The organism is Desulfovibrio legallii, from assembly GCF_900102485.1.
Classification (GTDB): Bacteria; Desulfobacterota; Desulfovibrionia; order Desulfovibrionales; family Desulfovibrionaceae; genus Desulfovibrio; species Desulfovibrio legallii_A.
Genome location: NZ_FNBX01000009.1, coordinates 1 through 18,205, shown reverse-complemented (window position 1 = coordinate 18,205; position 18,205 = coordinate 1). Strand labels below are relative to the sequence as shown.

Annotated in this window: 17 protein-coding genes and 2 tRNA genes; 4 read left to right on the top strand and 15 right to left on the bottom strand. The window is 63.6% G+C overall.

All coding sequences use genetic code 11. The annotated features are described in order from the left end of the window. Positions 1-157: 157 nt before the first annotated feature. Positions 158-233, bottom strand: a tRNA-Phe gene (locus BLS55_RS06615). A gap of 170 nt (positions 234-403) precedes the next feature. Here BLS55_RS06615 and BLS55_RS06610 point away from each other — a divergent pair. Further along, positions 404-1,744, top strand: coding sequence for a chloride channel protein (locus BLS55_RS06610; protein WP_180365415.1), 1,341 nt, complete (start codon positions 404-406; stop codon positions 1,742-1,744). A 158-nt stretch (positions 1,745-1,902) separates the two neighbouring features. Continuing rightward, positions 1,903-3,168, top strand: coding sequence for a phenylacetate--CoA ligase family protein (locus tag BLS55_RS06605; RefSeq protein ID WP_092153611.1), 1,266 nt, complete (start codon positions 1,903-1,905; stop codon positions 3,166-3,168). A 309-nt stretch (positions 3,169-3,477) separates the two neighbouring features. Here the strand turns inward: BLS55_RS06605 and BLS55_RS06600 are convergent, their stop codons facing one another. From BLS55_RS06600 to BLS55_RS11890, 14 genes are all read right to left on the bottom strand, one after another. Continuing rightward, complete coding sequence (locus BLS55_RS06600; RefSeq protein ID WP_092153609.1) at positions 3,478-4,647, bottom strand: phosphoglycerate kinase; 1,170 nt, start codon at positions 4,645-4,647, stop codon at positions 3,478-3,480. 224 nt (positions 4,648-4,871) lie between these two features. Beyond that, complete coding sequence (gene tkt, locus BLS55_RS06595) at positions 4,872-6,863, bottom strand: transketolase (RefSeq protein ID WP_092153607.1); 1,992 nt, start codon at positions 6,861-6,863, stop codon at positions 4,872-4,874. Between the two features lie 12 nt (positions 6,864-6,875). After that, on the bottom strand, positions 6,876-7,574 hold the full coding sequence (rpe, locus tag BLS55_RS06590) for a ribulose-phosphate 3-epimerase (protein WP_092153606.1): 699 nt from the start codon (positions 7,572-7,574) through the stop codon (positions 6,876-6,878). Positions 7,575-7,628: 54 nt separating this feature from the next. Next, positions 7,629-7,982 carry a MerR family transcriptional regulator gene (locus BLS55_RS06585; protein WP_092153604.1) on the bottom strand — a complete coding sequence of 118 codons (354 nt, stop codon included), beginning with the start codon at positions 7,980-7,982 and terminating at the stop codon, positions 7,629-7,631. An 84-nt stretch (positions 7,983-8,066) separates the two neighbouring features. Beyond that, positions 8,067-10,472 carry a phenylalanine--tRNA ligase subunit beta gene (gene pheT, locus BLS55_RS06580; RefSeq protein ID WP_092153603.1) on the bottom strand — a complete coding sequence of 802 codons (2,406 nt, stop codon included), beginning with the start codon at positions 10,470-10,472 and terminating at the stop codon, positions 8,067-8,069. A 64-nt stretch (positions 10,473-10,536) separates the two neighbouring features. Further along, positions 10,537-10,968, bottom strand: a complete 432-nt coding sequence (locus BLS55_RS06575) for a hypothetical protein (RefSeq protein ID WP_092153600.1) — start codon at positions 10,966-10,968, stop codon at positions 10,537-10,539. Between the two features lie 5 nt (positions 10,969-10,973). Continuing rightward, positions 10,974-12,011, bottom strand: coding sequence for a phenylalanine--tRNA ligase subunit alpha (pheS, locus tag BLS55_RS06570; protein WP_092153599.1), 1,038 nt, complete (start codon positions 12,009-12,011; stop codon positions 10,974-10,976). Positions 12,012-12,335: 324 nt separating this feature from the next. Further along, positions 12,336-12,692, bottom strand: a complete 357-nt coding sequence (rplT, locus tag BLS55_RS06565) for a 50S ribosomal protein L20 (RefSeq protein ID WP_092153597.1) — start codon at positions 12,690-12,692, stop codon at positions 12,336-12,338. Between the two features lie 385 nt (positions 12,693-13,077). Continuing rightward, positions 13,078-13,275 (bottom strand): 50S ribosomal protein L35, encoded by a 198-nt coding sequence (rpmI, locus tag BLS55_RS06560; protein ID WP_092153596.1) that lies wholly within the window; start codon positions 13,273-13,275, stop codon positions 13,078-13,080. A 141-nt stretch (positions 13,276-13,416) separates the two neighbouring features. Beyond that, a complete protein-coding gene (infC, locus tag BLS55_RS06555) occupies positions 13,417-13,947 on the bottom strand; it encodes a translation initiation factor IF-3 (protein WP_092153594.1) in 531 nt (176 codons plus the stop codon). 1 nt (position 13,948) lies between these two features. Continuing rightward, entirely contained in the window at positions 13,949-15,886 is a 1,938-nt protein-coding gene (gene thrS / locus BLS55_RS06550) for a threonine--tRNA ligase (RefSeq protein WP_092153592.1), read from the bottom strand. A 192-nt stretch (positions 15,887-16,078) separates the two neighbouring features. Beyond that, positions 16,079-16,155 (bottom strand) — tRNA-Val (locus tag BLS55_RS06545). Positions 16,156-16,418: 263 nt separating this feature from the next. Then, positions 16,419-16,580 carry a hypothetical protein gene (locus tag BLS55_RS12090; RefSeq protein WP_180365414.1) on the bottom strand — a complete coding sequence of 54 codons (162 nt, stop codon included), beginning with the start codon at positions 16,578-16,580 and terminating at the stop codon, positions 16,419-16,421. A gap of 67 nt (positions 16,581-16,647) precedes the next feature. Then, the gene (locus BLS55_RS11890; RefSeq protein ID WP_143339530.1) at positions 16,648-16,845 is read right to left on the bottom strand and encodes a hypothetical protein; all 198 of its coding nucleotides are present in this window, start codon (positions 16,843-16,845) and stop codon (positions 16,648-16,650) included. Between the two features lie 174 nt (positions 16,846-17,019). Here BLS55_RS11890 and BLS55_RS06535 point away from each other — a divergent pair, with 174 nt between their 5' ends. Together BLS55_RS06535 and BLS55_RS06530 are read left to right on the top strand one after the other, a co-directional pair. After that, positions 17,020-17,745 carry a type II toxin-antitoxin system death-on-curing family toxin gene (locus BLS55_RS06535; RefSeq protein WP_092153588.1) on the top strand — a complete coding sequence of 242 codons (726 nt, stop codon included), beginning with the start codon at positions 17,020-17,022 and terminating at the stop codon, positions 17,743-17,745. A 238-nt stretch (positions 17,746-17,983) separates the two neighbouring features. Beyond that, positions 17,984-18,205: transposase family protein (locus BLS55_RS06530; protein WP_143339529.1), on the top strand; the 222-nt coding region annotated here is incomplete at its 3' end.

Below are 18,205 nucleotides of genomic sequence, written 5' to 3'. Positions count from 1 at the left end.
ATTGCCATGCAAATATTGCTGTTCAGGGCAGCTATTGCCACCGACCGGAATTCCTCGTTGCGGCTGTCGGGGTGGTTGGCCTGCAAACCTCTTGCCTGATTTGGTGCAATTTGGTGCGAAAAAAGCCCTCACGATTACCGTAAGGGCTTAAATTTACTGGTGCCGAGGGACAGAATTGAACTGCCGACACGGGGATTTTCAGTCCCCTGCTCTACCAACTGAGCTACCTCGGCCCATGGGGCCTGCCGCACGCCTGCGAACGTCCGGCGGCTGGAGAAGTCTTGTACCCGCTTGCGCACCCTTTGGCAAGTGTTTTCCGCCAGTTTTTTTTGCCAACAGCTTGAAAAGCCCTCGACTTCCGGCCATACTGCCCCTGTTGCCCACTTATGCCAAGGAAGATTTTGTGCCTTTTCTCGCCCCCATACCGCCCACCCTCCGCGATCTGCAGGCCCTGCGCAACCTGAGCGTGCGGCGGGTCGCCGCCCAGGCCGTACTCACCGGCGGCGTCACCGGGGCCGTCATCGGCCTGTTCCGCGCGGCCTATGACTGGATCAGCGGGCTGGCCGTCGCCCTGCTGCGCGCCCACGACCCCCGCGACCCGCTGGCTATGGCCCTGATCTGGGGCAGCCTGGCGGCCCTGGCGGCCCTGGCCTTGCTGGCCCTGCGCCTGGAACCCCTGGTGGGCGGCAGCGGCATCCCGCAGGTGGAGCTCATGGTGCGCGGCAAGGCCCGCATGTGTTGGTGGCGGGTGTTGTTGACCAAATTCTGGGGCACGCTGGTTTCCCTGACCGGCGGCCTCTCCGTAGGGCGGGAAGGCCCTTGCATTATGATGGGCGCCGCCGTGGGCGAAGGCGTAGGCCGCCTGTGGCGCGAAGGCGACGCCCGGCATATGCCCCGCTACCTGGTGGGCGGGGCCGTGGCCGGCATGACGGCCGCCTTCGGCGCGCCCCTGGCGGGCATGTGCTTCGCCTTTGAGGAAATGAAAACCATCCTCAGCGTGCCGCTGCTCCTGTTTACCGGCCTGTGCGCCCTTTCGGCCTGGTACATGATTGACGGGCTGTTCGGCTTCGGCCTGGTCTTTCCCTTTCAGACCCTCGCGCCCTTGCGCTGGAACCAGTGGTGGCTCATCCCCGCCATGGGGCTGAGCATGGGCCTTCTGGGCGCATTCTATAATGTTGTGCTGCTGGGGCTGACCCGCTTTCAGGACCGCTGCCGCCTGCTGCCGCGGCCCCTCAGGGTGTTGCTGCCCTTTGCCTGCGCCGGGGCCCTGCTCTATGGCTACCCCCAGGTACTCGCCGGGGTGGGCCTGAGCGCCACGGCGCTGGAGCGGCTGCCCCTCCCGCTGGAGGGTCTGCTGCTCCTGCTGGCGGTGAAAATAGCGTTTTCCTGGCTCAGCTTCGCTTCCAGCGTTTCCGGCGGGCTGCTCATGCCCCTGCTGCTCATGGGTTCGCTGGCCGGGGCCTGCGCCACGGCCCTCTGCAACCTGGCCCTGCCCGTGCCGCCGGAGCAGACCGCCACGGTGCTGACCCTGGGCATGGCCGGGCTGTTTGCGGCCTCGGTGCGCGCGCCCCTTACGGGCGCGGCCCTGCTGCTGGAAATGACCGGGGCCTTCCACAACGCGCCAGTGGTTGTGCTGACAGCCTATGTGGCCGCCTTTACGGCCAACGCCCTGCATGTGGAGCCCGTATACGACAGCCTGCGCCGCCGTTGCCTGGAGCTGGCCGGTCCCCCCGGCAGCGCCTGAGCACCGACATGGAAGGCCTTGCCGCACCTGCTGGTCCCCACGGGCGCATGCCGACATCCCATTGAAATAACTTGTTTTTATAAAAAATGCTTGCGCTTTAACTTTTGAATGGCTATGGTGTCCGTTTATAAAGCCAACCTGGCTACCGTGGAGTAGGTATGACCCGTAAAGACCGCACCGAAGGCATTTTCAGCCGTCGCGAAGTGCTGGACGAGAGCGAACGCCGCCAGTACTGCCTGATCCAGCTCAAGGATCTGCTCGCCTATGCGTACCGGTATTCCGAAGACGTCAAAAAGCGCTTTGACCGCGCGCAGTTCAACGTGGAGAAGTTCAAGACGCTTTCAGACATCAAGCACATTCCCATTCTGAAGAAGAAGGAGCTCATCTTCCTGCAGTCCATGGGGCCGCGTCTGGGCGGACTGTTGACCAAGGACATCGGGGAGCTCAAGCGCGTCTTTCTTTCGCCAGGGCCCATCTTTGACCCGGAAGACCGCGGGGAGGACTACTGGGGCTATACGGAGGCCTTCTACTCCGTGGGCTTCCGACCCGGCGACGCGGTGCAGAACACCTTCAACTACCAGCTCACCCCGGCGGGGCTCATGTTTGAGGAACCCTTGCGCAATCTGGGCTGCGCGGTGATTCCGGCCGGCCCCTCGGACGCGGCCACGCAGCTGGACATTATGCAGAAGCTGCGTATCTCCGGCTATGTGGGCACGCCCAGTTTTCTCATGCACCTGGCGCAGAAGGCCGAGGAAAAAGGCCTCAACCTGCGCAAGGATCTTTTCCTGGAGGTGGCCTTTGTCACCGGTGAGCGCCTGTCTGAAAAAACGCGCTCGCAGATGGAAAAAAAGTACGACCTGGTCATGCGCCAGGGCTACGGCACGGCGGACGTGGGCTGCATCGGCTACGAATGCTACCACAGAACGGGCCTGCACATCGCCAACCGCTGCTATGTGGAAATCTGCCATCCGGATACGGGCATTCCGCTCAAGGACGGCGAGGTGGGCGAAATTGTGGTCACGGCCTTCAACAAGACGTACCCGCTCATCCGCCTGGCCACGGGCGACCTCTCCTACATTGACCGCAGCCCCTGCGCCTGCGGCCGCACCAGCCCGCGCCTGGGCAGCATTGTGGGCCGGGTGGACACCACCGCCCGCATCATGGGCATGTTTGTTTATCCGCACCAGGTGGAGCAGGTCATGAGCCGGTTTGAGGAAATCAAACGCTGGCAGATTGAGGTCACCAACCCCGGCGGCATTGACGAAATGACCCTCTATGTGGAAACCAGCGGCTTCAAGCGCGAGGAAGAGCTCCTGCACCAGTTCCGCGAGAAGATCAAGCTGCGTCCTGATCTGCGCGTGCTGGCGCCCGGCAGCCTGCCCCCGCAGATCCGTCCCATTGAGGACAAGCGGCACTGGGACTAGAGCAGATTACCTTTAAAAACGCTGCACTCGGCGTGGTCGGCGAAAATGAATTTTGCCTACGCCACACTGGCGCGGATGGCAGCGCAGCTTTGAAAAATGCAGATTCTCAGAGGCACGCTGCTCCGCGTAGGGCTGTAGTGCCCGCCACGGCAGCAAACCGCCACGGCATTGCAACGTTGCAATGCCGTGGCGGTTTGCGCAAGCAGACGCCCGCCGTGCAGGCGTAAGCGCAATGTATTTGGTCTGTTAAACGCCGAAACGCGCGTGCCGTAAACTTTGAGGAATGCCTGTTCTCAAAGTTACTCTGCGCTAGGACACGGCTTCCAGCGCGGCCACGGCGGGTAGGATTTTGCCTTCCAGAAGCTCCAGGGACGCGCCGCCGCCGGTGGAAATATAGCCCATCTTGTCGGCCAGGCCGTATTTTTCCACAGCCGCCACAGAGTCGCCGCCGCCCACCACCACAAAGGCCTTGCCGCCAGCCAGGAAATTGGCCAGCGCCTTGGTGCCCTGCCCGAAGGGATCAGTCTCAAAGGCCCCCACGGGGCCGTTCCAGACCACGGTGGCGGCCTTGGCGAGCAGCTTTTCATACGCGGCCACGGTTTCCGGCCCGATATCCAGAATCATCTGGTCCGGGGGCACGTCGCCCACGGCATGGGCGCTGGCCCGCTGGCCTGGGGCCAGATCCTCGGCCGTAACCACGTCCACAGGCAGGGGGAACTCTTTGTTCAGGGTCTTGGCCTGCTCCATGATTTTTTTGGCCTCAGGCACCAGGTCTTCCTCGCACAGGCTTTTGCCCACCATGTACCCGGCTGCGGCCAGGAAGGTATTGGCAATGCCGCCGCCCACCATGAGCACGTCCACCGTATTGAGCAGATTTTCCAGCAGGCCCAGCTTGGAGGAAACCTTGGATCCGCCAATAATGGCCACCAGAGGGCGGGCGGGGTTATCCAGCACCTTGCCGAAGGCTTCCAGCTCCGCCTGCAGCAAGGGCCCGGCGCAGGCCTTTTTGGCCGCGCGCACAGCGCCTTCAGTGGAGGCGTGGGCCCGGTGGGCCGCGCCAAAGGCGTCCATGACGTAGACCTCGCCCAGGCCCGCCAGGCGGGCGGCCAGGTCCGGGTCGTTCTTTTTCTCGCCCTTAAGAAAACGCACGTTCTCCAGCAGGGTCACCGCGCCCGGCGCGGCCTTGGCTTCCGCAAAGGTGGGGGCCAGGGTCACGGGCCGCCCCAGCAGCTCGCCCAGGCGCGCCGCCACGGGCTTGAGGGAAAACTGCTCCTCAAACTGCCCTTCCGTGGGCCGGCCCAGGTGCGAAAGCACAATAACGCCCGCGCCCTGTTCCAGGGCCAGATTGATGGTGGGCAGGGCCGCGCGGATGCGCTTATCGTTGCTCACGGCCCCGTCCTTCATGGGCACATTGAGATCCTCGCGAATGACCACGGTTTTGCCCGCCAGGTCCACGTCCTGCATTTTCCTGATCGGCATCTGCGCCCTCCCTGTCCGTACTGTTAAAGATTATGGGCTATGCGGCCGCCGGGCACTTCCTGCCGGAAGCCGCCCTGGAGCAGAGTACCTTTGAGAACAGGCATTTTCTCAAAGTTTACGGCACGCGCGTTTAGGCGCTTACCAGCGCAAATAACTTGCGCTTACGCCCCCCACAGCGGGCGTCTGCTCACGCAGCCGTCAGGGCATTTCAAAGCTGCAACGCCCTAGGCCAGCAACGCTTGCGCCAGCTCCAGCACATGCGGTACAGTGAAGCCCAAGCGCTCAAAAACCACCTTGCCCGGCGCGGACGCGCCGAAGCGCTCCATGCCCAGCACCGCGCCGTCCAGGCCCACATACTTGCGCCACCAATCCACGGCTGCCGCTTCTATGGCAATGCGGGCGCGCACCGCGCGGGGCAGCACGCTTTCCCTATAGGCGGCGTCCTGGACGTCAAAAAGCTCCGTACAGGGCATGGAAACCACGCGCACCCGGCGGCCTTCCGCGCCAAGCTGTTCCGCCGCCGCCAGGGCCAGGCCCACTTCCGAGCCCGTGGCCAGCAAAATAAGCTCCGGCGTGCCCGCGCAATCCTGCAGCACATAACCGCCGCGGGCGATGGCCGCCGTCTGCGCCGCATCCCGCGGGCAGAAGGGCAGGGTCTGGCGCGAGAGAGAAAGCACGCTGGGGCAGGTACTTTCCAGGGCGCAGCGCCAGGCCGCGGCGGTTTCCACCGTATCGCAAGGCCGCCAGACGCGCAGGCCCGGAGTGGCGCGCAGCATGTTGAGCTGCTCCACGGGCTGGTGGGTGGGGCCGTCCTCTCCCACGCCGATGGAATCGTGGGTAAACACCCACACGGCCCGCACGCCCATGAGCGCCGCCAGGCGCAGGGCGTTCTTGGCCTGATCCGCAAACGAAAGGAACGTGCCCGCATAGGGAATGAAGCCGCCGTGCAGGGCCAGGCCGTTCATGACGGCGCTCATGCCAAATTCCCGCACGCCGTAGGAAATGTAGTTGCCCGTATGCGTTCTGGGGTCCAGCCGCACGGACGCGGCCGTGAGCGTGCCCACGGAGCCCGTGAGATCGGCGGAGCCGCCCAGCAGCTCCGGCAGGCGCGTTGTCAGCGTTTCCAGCGTCTTGCGCGAGGCCACGCGGGTGGCCAGGTCTTCCCGCGCGTTCAGGGCGTCCTCCACGATCTGGCGGGCCGTGGCGGCCCAGTCGTCGGGCAGTTCCCCGCGCATGCGGCGTTCAAATTCGGCGGCCAGGTCGGGGTGGGCCGCGCGGTAGGCGTCAAAGGCGCGCTGCCAGGCAGCCTCAAGAGCGCGACCGCGCGCGTGCGCGTCCCAGGCGGCGCGGATGTCCTCTGGGATGACAAAGGGCGGTTCTGTCCAGCCCAGGGCCGTGCGCGTGGCGGCCACGCCTTCTGGCCCCAGGGGTGAGCCGTGGCAGGAGGCGGAATCCGCCTTGGGCGAACCGAAGCCGATGTGCGTATGGCAGATGATCAGGCTGGGTTTGCCTTCTTCCGCCTGGGCAGCGGCCAGGGCCGCGTCCAGCGCGGCGGCGTCGTGCCCGTCCACCGGGCCCAGCACCTGCCAGCCGCAGGCCGTGAAACGCCCGGCCACGTCCTCCGTGAACCAGCCCTCCACCTTGCCGTCAATGGAAATGCCGTTGGCGTCGTACAGCACAATGAGCCGCCCCAGGCCCCAGGTGCCCGCCAGGGAGCAGGCCTCATAGGACACGCCCTCCATGAGGCAGCCGTCGCCGGCAAAGACGTAGGTACGGTGGTCCACCACCGTGTGCTCCGGCGTGTTGTAGCGCGCGGCCAGCAGGCGTTCGGCCAGGGCCATGCCCACGGCCGAGGCCAGCCCCTGACCCAGCGGGCCGGTGGTCATCTCCACGCCCATATCCGGATCGTATTCCGGATGCCCCGCCGCCTTGGAGCCCCACTGGCGGAAGTTTTCAATTTCCTCCAGCGGCAGGTCATAGCCGGAAAGGTGCAGCAAGCCGTAGAGCAGCATGGAGGCGTGCCCGTTGGAGAGCACAAAGCGGTCCCGGTCGTGCCAGCGAGGATTGGCGGGATTGTGCCGGAGCACATGCCGCCAGAGGGCTTCGGCCATGTCGGCCATGCCCAGCGGCGCGCCGGGATGCCCGGAACGGGCCTTTTCTATGGCGTCCACGGCCAGAATGCGGAGGGCGTTGGCGCACTGTCTGCGGGTAGGCATGCAACTCTTCCTTTACTTCCAGCCCGTCGCGGCCTTAAGGGCGGGGCGGGGTTCGCGTCCGGCGCAGGCGGCGGCAAAGGCCGCCAGGCGCGTTTTGTAGGGTTTATGGCCGAAAAAGGCCGAGCCGGAAACCAGTACGTCGGCCCCGGCGTCCTGCAGGGCGGCGGCGTTTTCGGGGCAGACCCCGCCGTCCACCTGGATGAGGACGTTTTCGCCGCCGTTTTCGTCCAGCAGCCTGCGGGCCGCGCGGAGCTTGGCGAAGCTCGCCGGGATGAAGGCCTGGCCGGAAAAGCCGGGGTTCACGCTCATGACAAGCAGCATGTCCATATCCGCGGCCAGCCAGCGCACGGCGCTCACGTCCGTGCCGGGGTTTAGGGCCACGCCCGCCTTGCAGCCCAGCTCGCGTATGGCGCAGAGGGTACGCTGGGGATGGCGGTCGGCCTCGGCGTGGACGACCAGCATATCCGCCCCGGCGGCGGCAAAGGCGGCCAGGTGGCGGGCGGGGTCTTCCACCATAAGATGGACGTCAAAAAAAAGCCCGCTCAGGGGCCTCAGGGCTTTGATGAGCGGGGGACCGAAGGTGATGTTGGGCACAAAGGCCCCGTCCATGACGTCCAGGTGCAGCCAAGCTACGCCCGCGGCTTCCAGCGCGGCCAGCTCCTCGGCCAGGCGGGCGAAATCCGCGGACAACAGGGAAGGTGAAAGGATCATTCCTTGGTTCTCCGCCTTGCGCGCAGCGCGCAACAGCCGCGCCCGCGGGGGGGGTTATTGCCCGCTGAGCAGGCGGCGCAGGGACAACAGCTGGCGCTTGAGCCCGCGCATAAATTCCGGGTCCGGCACAGCGGCCAGACGCTGGGGCAGGGTTTCGTCCACCACGGCGCTGCCTTGCAGCACGCGCCGCGCGCCCTCAATGGTCATGCCCTGCTCGTGCAGCAATTGCTGGATGCGCCGCAGCAGGGCCAGGTGCTCCTCGGTATACAGGCGCTGGCCCTTGTCCGTGCGGATGGGGTCCAGCTGGGGGAATTCCGTTTCCCAGAAGCGCAGCACATGGGTTTTGAGGTGGAGCAATTCCGCCGCTTCGCCGATGCGGTAGGTCTTTCCGGTCGTCTTTGCCTCCATCTGCTCCCCCGGACGCCGGCAACGCCGCACCCCAGCCGTCCGCGCGGAGTCAGGAACGCGCGAAGGCGGGATGCGACTGCAGGATTAAACGCGCACGCCCAGCGCGCGCTCCAGCGATTCTGCCACGTTTGCCCGCTCTTTGTCTACTTCAGAATCCTTAAGGGTGCGTTGCGCATGGCGGAACGTCAGGCGGAAGGTAAGGTTGCGCACAGGTTCCGCCCCGGCGGCTGCGGGCGGTTCAAAAAGGTCCACCAGGGCCACGTCCTCCAGCAGGGGCAGCCTGAGGCCCCGAATATGCTCAAGCACGGCGGCCACCGCAAGGCCGGGGCCCGCGGCCACCGTGATGTCCCGCCGCACGGGGGGAAACACGGGCAAGGCCGTAAAGCGCAGACGCACCGCATCGTGCAGGCGGCGCAGTTCCTCCAGGTCGATCTCGGCCAGCCAGACGTCTTTGCGGGCGTGGTATTCCGCCGCCATGGCGGGCCTGACCCGGCCCATGACGCCCAGGGCCGCGCCCTCCACGCTCAGGTTGACGCAAGGCAGCAGGAAGGGGTGATCCTCCCGCAGGGTGCAGACCGGCGCGGGCAGGTGCAGATGGTGCAGCAGATGCTCCACTACGCCCTTGAGGTCCGTGTAATCCAGATCGCCTTCGGGCTGGGGCCAGGCGGCATCGTAGCGCGCCCCGTAAAGCAGCAGGCCCAGCGCGCCCGTTTCGCACGCCGTGGTCTCCGAAGCCGCGTCCGCCGCAAATACCGTGGCCAGCTCAAACAGCCGCAAGCCCGCCGCGCCCTGGGCCAGGTTGTTGCGCAGGGTATTGAGCAGGCCGGGGGCCAGGGCCGTGCGCAGGGCGTCCTGCTCTGCCGAAAGGGGATTCATGATGGAGATGCGCCCCTCCTGCGGCAGGTGCAGGCGGTCCAGATCCTTGTGGCCCACAAAACTGTAGTTGACCGCCTCGTTGAGGCCCAGGCCCGCGCCCCAGTGCTTGATGCGGGACCAGAAGCCGAAGCGCGATTCCGGCTCACCGGCGTGCGCGAGGTTGCGCTCCACCCGCGGCAGGGCCGGGGCAATGGCGTCCAGGCCGTGCATGCGGCCCACTTCTTCAATGAGGTCGGCCTCGCGGGTAAGGTCCGGCCGCCAGGAGGGCTGGCTGACCGCCCACTGTTCGGGATTACTGTTGTCCACGGCGCAACCCAGGCCTGAGAGGGTGGCGGCGTCGAAATCCGCGCCCAGATGCACGCCCAGCAGGGCGTCGGCCCGGGCCGGGCGGAAGGGAATGCGCGCGGGCGCAAAGGGCCGGGGCTCGTTGGCGCAGAGGTTGGCGCAGACCTTGCCGCCGCTCAGGGCGGCCATCATGGCGCAGGCCCGGTTAAGGGACCAGACCGAGCGCTGCTGGTCGATGCCGCGCTCAAAACGGTAGGAAGCCTCGGAAGAAAGCCCCAGGCGGCGCGAGGTTTTGCGGATAGTGGCCGGGCGGAACACGGCGCTCTCCAGAAACACGCGGGCGCTGGCGGCCCCGATTTCAGAATTGAGGCCGCCCATGACGCCCGCCAGAGCCACGGGGCGCTCGCCGTCGCAGATGCAAAGGTCCTGGGCGTTGAGCACGCGCTCCTGGCCGTCCAGGGTGGTGAAGCGCTCCCCCTCCCCGGCGCGGCGCACCACGATGCGGCCTCCGCGCAGATTGTCCAGATCAAAAGAATGCAGGGGCTGGCCGCACTCCAGCAGAATGTAGTTGGTCACGTCCACGATATTGGAGATGGGGCGCACGTCGTGGGCGTGCAGGCGGTGGCGCAGGCGCATGGGCGAGGGCCCCACGCGCACGTCCGTGAGCGCCCGGCCCGCGTAGAGCCAGCAGAGCTCCGGATCCTCAATGGCGATGGGCACCTCCAGGGCCGGCGCAAGCGTTGCGGGCAGGGGCACGTCAGGGACGCTCAGGGGCAGGTTGAAGGCCAGGGCCGTTTCCCGCGCCAGCCCCAGAACGGAAAGGCAGTCCGCCCGGTTGGGGGTGATGGAGATGTCCAGCACCTCGCGGTCCAGATCCAGCTGCTCCACCAGCGGCTTGCCCACCACGAAATTTTCCGGCAGGACCATGATGCCCGAATGGTCCTCGGTAAGGCCCAGCTCCCGCTCGGAGCAGATCATACCGTGCGAGGGCGCGCCGCGCAGCTTGGCTTTTTTGATGACCATGCCGTCGGGCATGCGCGTGCCCACCAGAGCCACGGGCACCAGCTGCCCCGCCGCCACATTGGGCGCGCCGCAGACGATCTCCAGCAGCTCCCCCTGGCCCGCATCCACCGTGCAGCAGTGCAGGTGATCGGATTGCGGATGGTTCTCGCAGGTCACCACCCGCCCCACCACGATGGAGGCGATGCCCGCGTAAGGCCGCCGGATGTCTTCCAGCTCCAGACCCAGCATGGTCAGCCGGTCGCCCAGGGCCTCGGCCGTGCCATCATAAGGCGTGAACTCACGCAGCCAAGAAAGAGAGAGCAGCATAGCGAATCGATCCTTTGCCGCGCGGGCCTCTCCCGTTGGGGAATTTGCCGCGCGGGCGGTGCGGTTAGCGAAAATTCCAGACCGGCGTCTGATCCCGCGGTTCGGGGTCGGGCAAAGGGCGTTCGTCCTTTGCCTGCCGCGTCGCGCCGTAGGCGCCGGGGTTCAGGCGTTTGCGGGCCTTGGGGGCCTCCGGCTCGCGGGGCGTGACCGTATTGCCGTAGGCGTCCGTATGGCCCATGCCGCCTTCGGCCGTGCGGCTTGCGCTCTGGCCGGGCAGGGTTTCCGTGGCCCGGGGGCCGCCAGGGGGCTCCAGCCCCGACTGCCGGGGGCTGTAGGCCGAGGCCGCCAGGGCCGTGCCGCCCGCGCCGGGCAGGCCGCCCAAGGCCACAAAGGCGGCCAGCAGCAGGGCCGAAAAACGCGCCGCCCTGCGGCCCTGGCCGAAAGCCGGGGCCGCAACGGCCCCCGAAAACGGATGACGTGCAGCGGGAGCGGCCATGGGCGTCACCAGGTGAACTGGCTCAGAAAGCGTGTGTCGTTTTCAAAAAACATCCGCAGATCCCCAATGCCGTACTTGAGCATGGTCACGCGCTCCACGCCCATGCCGAAGGCGAAGCCGGTGCTGTCCGCCGGATAGCCCACGGCCTCGAACACGGCCGGGTCCACCATGCCGCAGCCCAGAATCTCCACCCAGCCCGTGGTCTTGCACACCCGGCAAGGCTCGCCGTTCACCTGCCCCTTGCCGCCGCACATGCAGCAGGAGATGTCCACCTCCGCCGAGGGCTCGGTAAAAGGGAAAAAGCTGGGACGGAAGCGCACGTCGGTAGCTGCGCCGAACACGGACCGCACAAAGGCCGTCAGCGTGCCGCGCAAATGGGCCAGGCTCACGCCCTTGCCCACCAGCAGCCCCTCGATCTGATGGAACATGGGGGTGTGGGTGAGGTCGCTGTCCCGCCGGTAGACTTTGCCGGGCACCACCACGGCCACGGGCGGCTTGCGGGCCAGCATGGTGCGCACCTGCACCGGCGAGGTGTGGGTGCGCATGAGCACTTTGTCCGTAATGTACAGGGTATCCTGCATATCGCGGGCCGGGTGCTCCGGCGGCATGTTCAAGGCCTCGAAGTTGTAATAGTCGATCTCCACTTCCGGCCCGGAAGCCACGTCAAAGCCCAGCCCCTTGAACACGTCGCAGATCTCTTCCATCACCAGGGTGGTGGGGTGCAGGCTGCCGCGCCAGGGCGCGCGCCCCGGCACCGAGGGATCAAAGCGCTTCAGGGCCGCAGCCTCGCGCCCGGCCTCCAGCGCCGCCTTGCGCTGCTCAAAGAGCGTATTGCAGCGCTCTTTGACGCTGTTGGCCTTCTGCCCCACCGCGGGCCGCGCCTCAGGCGGCAGGCCCGGCAGCTGGCTCATGACCTGGGCGATGCGGCCTTTGCGGCCCAGAAAGTCCACGCGCAGGGCTTCCAGCGCGTCCAGTTCGGCGGCTTGCGCCAGACCGGCCTCCAGTTCGGGAACCAGGCCCTCCAGTGCAGAAATCAAATCCATGACGGATTCCCCATGCCGTTGCTGCGGCGCTGTTGTTGCACACATCACTGCGCCGGGATGCCTCCCGGACAAAAAAACAGGGCGCGAGGGGCGCTTGCGCACCGCCCGCGCCCAAAAGGCATACCATCCCGCCCGCGCCCCGGCAAGCCGCCGACGGGGAGAGATTTTTTGCGGGGTCGGGGAAACTTTTGCAAACAAAACTTTCCCCGACCCCGCGCCCCCACCCTTTCAGAAAACTTTTTCCCGCTCCGCGTCGCGCCCGGCGCATTTGCACAGGAAGCGCGCCTTTCCGGCCGCAGAAAAAAGGGCTGGGGGCTAACCGCGCTATTTGCTCAGGGCGGCCTTGGCCAGCTCCACCACCTGGGCGAAGTCTTCCTTCTTATACACGGCCAGATCCGCCAGCACCTTGCGGTTGAGGGCAATGCCCGCCACCTTCAGGCCGTGCATGAAGCGGCTGTACGAAAGCCCGCTCAGGCGCGCGCCCGCGTTGATGCGCAGAATCCACAGGCTGCGGAAATCGCGCTTGCGCAGTTTGCGGCCCGTAAAGGAATTTTGCAGCGAACGTTCTACAGCCTCGCGCGCGGTGCGGTACAGACGGCTGCGTCCGCCGCGGAAACCTTTGGCTGCGCTCAGATACTTTTTGTGACGGCGATGCCCGGCAAGACCTCTCTTCACACGCATGCGCGTATCCTCCTTCTCTCCACCAGGCGGAGGAATGCCCGTGGAGATGCGTAAAATTTGTCCGAACCCTCAGCGAGGGACGCGGATTGGACCTCTGTCGCGGCTCCGCATTCGCCGCCGGCGCACAGAGCGCCGTTATGTTTTTGTCAAACCATTGCCGACGCGCCGCACAGGCGGCAGCGCGAACGCAATGCCGCCTGCCGCTCCGTAAAGGAGCCGCGCAGGCCGTTTGTTCGCCCGGCCCGATCCCCCGCCCGAAGGCCGGGATTTGCGCCGGATTCTTGCCGACCCGCAAGGAAACCAAGGGGCGCGCCGAAGCGGCGGACAGCCGCAACTGAAGCGCGCCGCGCAGGTTGCGCAGCCGACAAACAAAAAGTCAAACAAATCAGCCGTTGGGCAGCATCCGGCGCACAGCCTTCATATTGGTCCCATCCACCAGGGTGGCCTGGCCCAGACGCATCTTGCGGCCGGGGGCCTTCTTGGTCAGGATGTGACGCAGGTTCTGGCGACGCCGCTTGAACTTGCCGCTGCCGGTCTGCACAAAGCGCTTGGCCGCGGCACGGCGGGTTTTGATCTTGGGCATGACATACTCCTTGCACTGAATAGAGCCCGGCATGGCCGGGCGGAAACCGGGAAGGGGCATAATGCCCCAAAGCGGGACACGACGCAAGAGCCGCTGTCCCTTTTCCGCCTGGGCGGGCGGCCCCTACGCGACAAACCCGCGTTATTTCTTGGGCACCAGCAGCATTTGCAGCGTGCGCCCTTCGGCGCGGGGCTCCTGGTCCACCTTGGCCACATCGGCCAGGTCCTGCACCACCCGTTCCAGGATGGACAGCCCGCGGTCCTTGTGCACGATCTCGCGGCCACGGAAAAAGACCGTGATCTTGCAGCGGTCTCCGTCCTCCAGAAAGCGGCGGATATGGCGGATCTTGGTTTCGTAATCGTGGTCGTCGGTTTTGGGCCGGACCTTGATTTCCTTGATCTGCACCACGCTCTGACGCTTTTTGGCTTCCTGCTTTTTCTTCTGCTGCTCGTACTTAAACTTGCCGTAGTCCATTATCCGGCAGACGGGCGGTTCGGAAGTGGAGGCCACTTCCACCAGGTCCATGCCGGCCTCCTTGGCCAGGGCAATGGCGTCATTGCGTTGCAGAATTCCAAGCTGTTCGCCATCGGCGGCGATCACGCGCACTTCGCGGGCGCGGATCAACTCGTTGCGGCGCACGCCGTCTTGCGGCATATCGCGCCGGAATCTCATGTTAGGCGAAGCTATAGCGCATTCCTCCTTGTTTGAAGGGCTCTTCGGCGTCCGCGCGCACCAGCGCGGCAATCTCCGCCACGGATTTGAGCCCCAGGTTTTCACCACTGCGCAGGCGAACGTTGGCGCCGCCCTCCTGCGCTTCTTTCTCCCCTACCACCAGAATATACGGCACCTTGGCCAACTGGGCCTCACGCACCTTGAAGCCCAGCTTCTCATTGCGCGTATCAACGGCCACGCGCACGCCCTGGGCGCGCAGGGCGTCGCGCACCGCCAGGGCCGCCGCGTCGCCGACCTCCGTCACCGTCAGCACCCTGGCCTGCTCCGGCGCAAGCCAGGTGGGCAGCGCGCCGGCGTAGTTCTCAATAAGGATGCCGATAAAACGCTCCAGCGAGCCCATAATGGCCCGGTGGACCATGACGGGGCGGTGGCGCTCGCCGTCCTGCCCCACATAGGTGAGGTCAAAGCGCTCCGGCAGGGTAAAGTCCACCTGAATGGTGGAGCACTGCCATTCGCGCCCGATGCAGTCGAGCAGGCGCACGTCGATCTTGGGGCCGTAAAAGGCCCCGTCGCCCGCGTTGATCTCGTAGCTGATGCCGGCCTTTTCCACGGCCTGGATCAGCGCGTTGGTGGCCAGATCCCAGGCTTCGTCCGTGCCGATGCTGTCCTTGGGCCGGGTGGAAATGGCCACCTTATACTGAAAGCCGAACAGGCCCATGAGGTCGCGGATAAGGTGGATGACCTCCAGGATTTCGCCCTCCAGCTGCTCCGGCGCGCAGAGGATGTGCGCATCGTCCTGGGTAAACTGGCGCACCCGCAGCAGCCCGTGCAGCACGCCGCTTTTCTCGTGCCGGTGGACCACGCCCAGCTCAAAGTAACGCTGGGGCAAGTCGCGGTAGCTGCGCAGCTCATTGCCGTAAATAAGCATGTGGGCGATGCAGTTCATGGGCTTGATGCCGTAGGCGTCGTCCTCAATCTTGGTGAAATACATGTTCTCGCGGTAGTGATCGTAGTGGCCGGATTTCTGCCACGTCTCCACCCGCAGCAACTGCGGCCCCTGGACGATGTCGTAGTTGCGCTTGAGGTGCTCCCGCCGCCAGAAGTCCTCCAGAATGGTGCGCACCAGCATGCCCTTGGGCAGCCAGAAAACCATGCCCGGCGCCACATCTTCCTTAAAGGCAAAAAGGTTCAGCTCCCGCCCCAGTTTGCGGTGGTCGCGGCGCTTGGCTTCCTCCACCTGCTTGAGGTAGGCGTTGAGGGCTTTTTCGTCCGCAAAGGCCGTGCCGTAAATGCGCGAGAGCATGCGGTTCTTTTCGTCCCCGCGCCAGTAAGCTCCGGCCACGGAAAGCAGCTTGGCGGCCCTGGCAAAGCCCGTGTGCGGCACATGCGGCCCCCGGCAGAGGTCCGTAAATTCCCCGCAGGTATAGAGGGAAACCGTATCCCCCTCAATGCTCTCCAGCAGCTCCACCTTATATGGCTCGCCTTCGGCCGTGAACAGCGCGGCGGCCTCGGCCTTGGAGACGTCCTTGCGGGCAAAAGGCAGGCGCGCCTCGGCCAGGCGGGCCATTTCGGCCTCAATGGCGGGGAAATCCTCGCTGGAGAAGGGGCGCTCTACGTCAAAATCATAGTAAAAGCCATTCTCAATAGCCGGGCCGATAGTGACCTTGGCCGCCGGGAACAACCGCTTGACCGCCGCGGCCATGACGTGAGCCGTGGAGTGACGCAGAATGCGCAGGCCGTCCGGCTCTTCGGCGAACACGGGCGTAAGCGCCGCACACCCCTGGGGCACGGACGCGGAAAGATCCAGCAGCGTACCTTCCGCCGTGCGCGCGGCCACCACGGATTTGAACTTTTTGCCGCTGAGGGCCTTCTGCAGCGCCGCAGCCACGGCATCGCCGGGCGCGACGGCCACCGCCTGCCCTTCCACCTGCACTTCCATCAATCCGCTCCTTTTCCGCCCGCGCCCTGCGCTCCACGCGCGCCGGCCACGGCTGCCGACAAAAACAAAATGGGGAGGTAAACCTCCCCACTGCGCCGATAACGGTCACCGGGCCGCCTTTGCGGCGGCCCCTGTTATGGGCGGAGCCAAGGTCTTCCGCCATAAAGGGGAAACCATCCCCGGAACTTCGTCTGGTAGGAACGAGCAGACTTGAACTGCTGACCCCTTCCGTGTCAAGGAAGTGCTCTAGCCACCTGAGCTACGCTCCTACTTGAGGCAAGGGGTGTTATAGCGGCCGGGCCGGGCCGCGTCAACATTTTTTTACTGCGAAGGGGAGAAAAGACTACGCCCCCAAGGCGCGCAGCCGCCTGACGCCGCGCTTGCGGCTGGACATGCGCGGCAGGGCGGCTTCCCGGGCAAGCCAGCGCCGCGGCGCAGACGCAGCCTGCCCCTGCAGCTGCGCGACGCAGGGTGCGCAGGGGCGTCGTGCGCGGCCTTGGGATGCGCCCGCCCGCAAAGGCGGCAAGAGGGCCTATGAGGCGTCGTGCGTGTTCCAGAGCCGGATGGCCGCCGATACGCTGACCGACCAGCGCAAGGGGCCGTTGCCGCAGGGGCAGACCACGCGGTAAAGGTCGCGCGTACGGCCGTCGGGGCGAGAAGTCTCAATTTTATCAGGAATAGCGCCGCATTTCATACAGGGGCGGATAGCCGGGAGATTGTCTTTGTTCATTTCCCTTTTATAGTCAATGCCCACAAAATAGTCAAAAGCGCGCTGCCATGTGCAAACAAATACGTTGCTGCAGAGATGCGTTATAACGTAAGGCCGCGGGAGATGCCGCATAAGAGCAGAAATAAACAGCACGCCGCAAGCCTTGAGCCACACGCGCGGGCGGAAAGCCGGCCTCCGCCTGCTTCAAAATTGCCAAAATCTGACTGTCGGAAAAACTTGACGCTTTCATATAAAATCTCCGTTCGGTTCAGCATCGGAAATCCTACCCAGAAATGATAGTTTTTCTGTAGGATTACCGGGGAACTTCCTGGAAAACCTTGTTTAGCTACTAAATATTGCATAGGCTAACATCATTGCTGATGGTTAAGAGCTTTGGCACAAAATCTGTAACAGAGGTTTTTCCATGTACGTTACCGCAAACCAAGCAAAAGCGATCCATGAAGCCTTAGTTATTTTTTTTGAAAAAGATGGTGATCCAATTTCACCATCCGGAGTCAAAGATGTTAACATGCTCGAATCTGCGTTATTTCGGCCACAAACATCAATTGCTGATGTAGAAAAATACAATACTCTCGATGATAAAGCTGCTGCTCTTTTAATATCTCTTATACAAAATCATCCATTTCACAACGGTAATAAAAGAACTGCTCTTGTTTCGACGTTGGTTTTTTACGATATGAATAACTACATGCTCTTATTAGATGAAGATGAAACTTATGAATTTCTCATTGATATTGCCAATGGAGACATTTGTGGTATTGATAAAACAAATGATGAATTTTTGAATGTAGTTTCAAAATGGCTTCGCAGTCACAAATATCCATATTTAGAAAAGTTTAATGATATTAAAACTAAAGATTTTATTCATCAATGCAAAATAAGGGGAGCTTATTGCAAAAAATCAAAGAATGGCGGTAGCCATGTGATTAGCATAAATGGCAAATCAATACGCATATCGCAATCAACAAAAAGGATTTCTTCTGCCGCGATAAAATCCTATTTTTCTGAGTTGCAATTGTCGCAGCAATACAGTGGCCTAAGATTTGACGAACTTGTTAACGGAACATTTGCTTCCTCGGCAACTTTCCAAAAAATCTTGCCGCTGATGAGAAAATTAGCCCTCGTTTAATTTTTCTGATCCTCACACATCACGACGAGAAATTATTAACTATACTAGATAGTCTCGTCACGAGATTGTCTAAAATTTTATTTTGTGGCATAGTTCGCTTGCCTTCAACCACAAACGGAGGGGCGCATGCCACTACCAGCCCATAGACGACACGACATTTCAGATGCTGTTTGGAAGAAGGCTCTTCCGGGTTTTCCGTGGGTAGCTGATCTGCTAATGTCCTTCCCGGAGGGCACCAATGAAGGATACGGACCTATATTTTCGGATTCTCGGGCTGACCGAGCCCTGGTTTGTTGAGGCTGTTGAACTGGACACGGCGGAAGGTCGGGTAGACATCCGCGTGGAGCATGGTCCTGGTGTTCGCTGGTTTTGCCCTACTTGTGGTCGAGAGCTGGCTTGCCGCGACCATGCCGAGCCTCGTGTCTGGCGCCATCTGGACACGTGCCAGTTCAAGACGTTC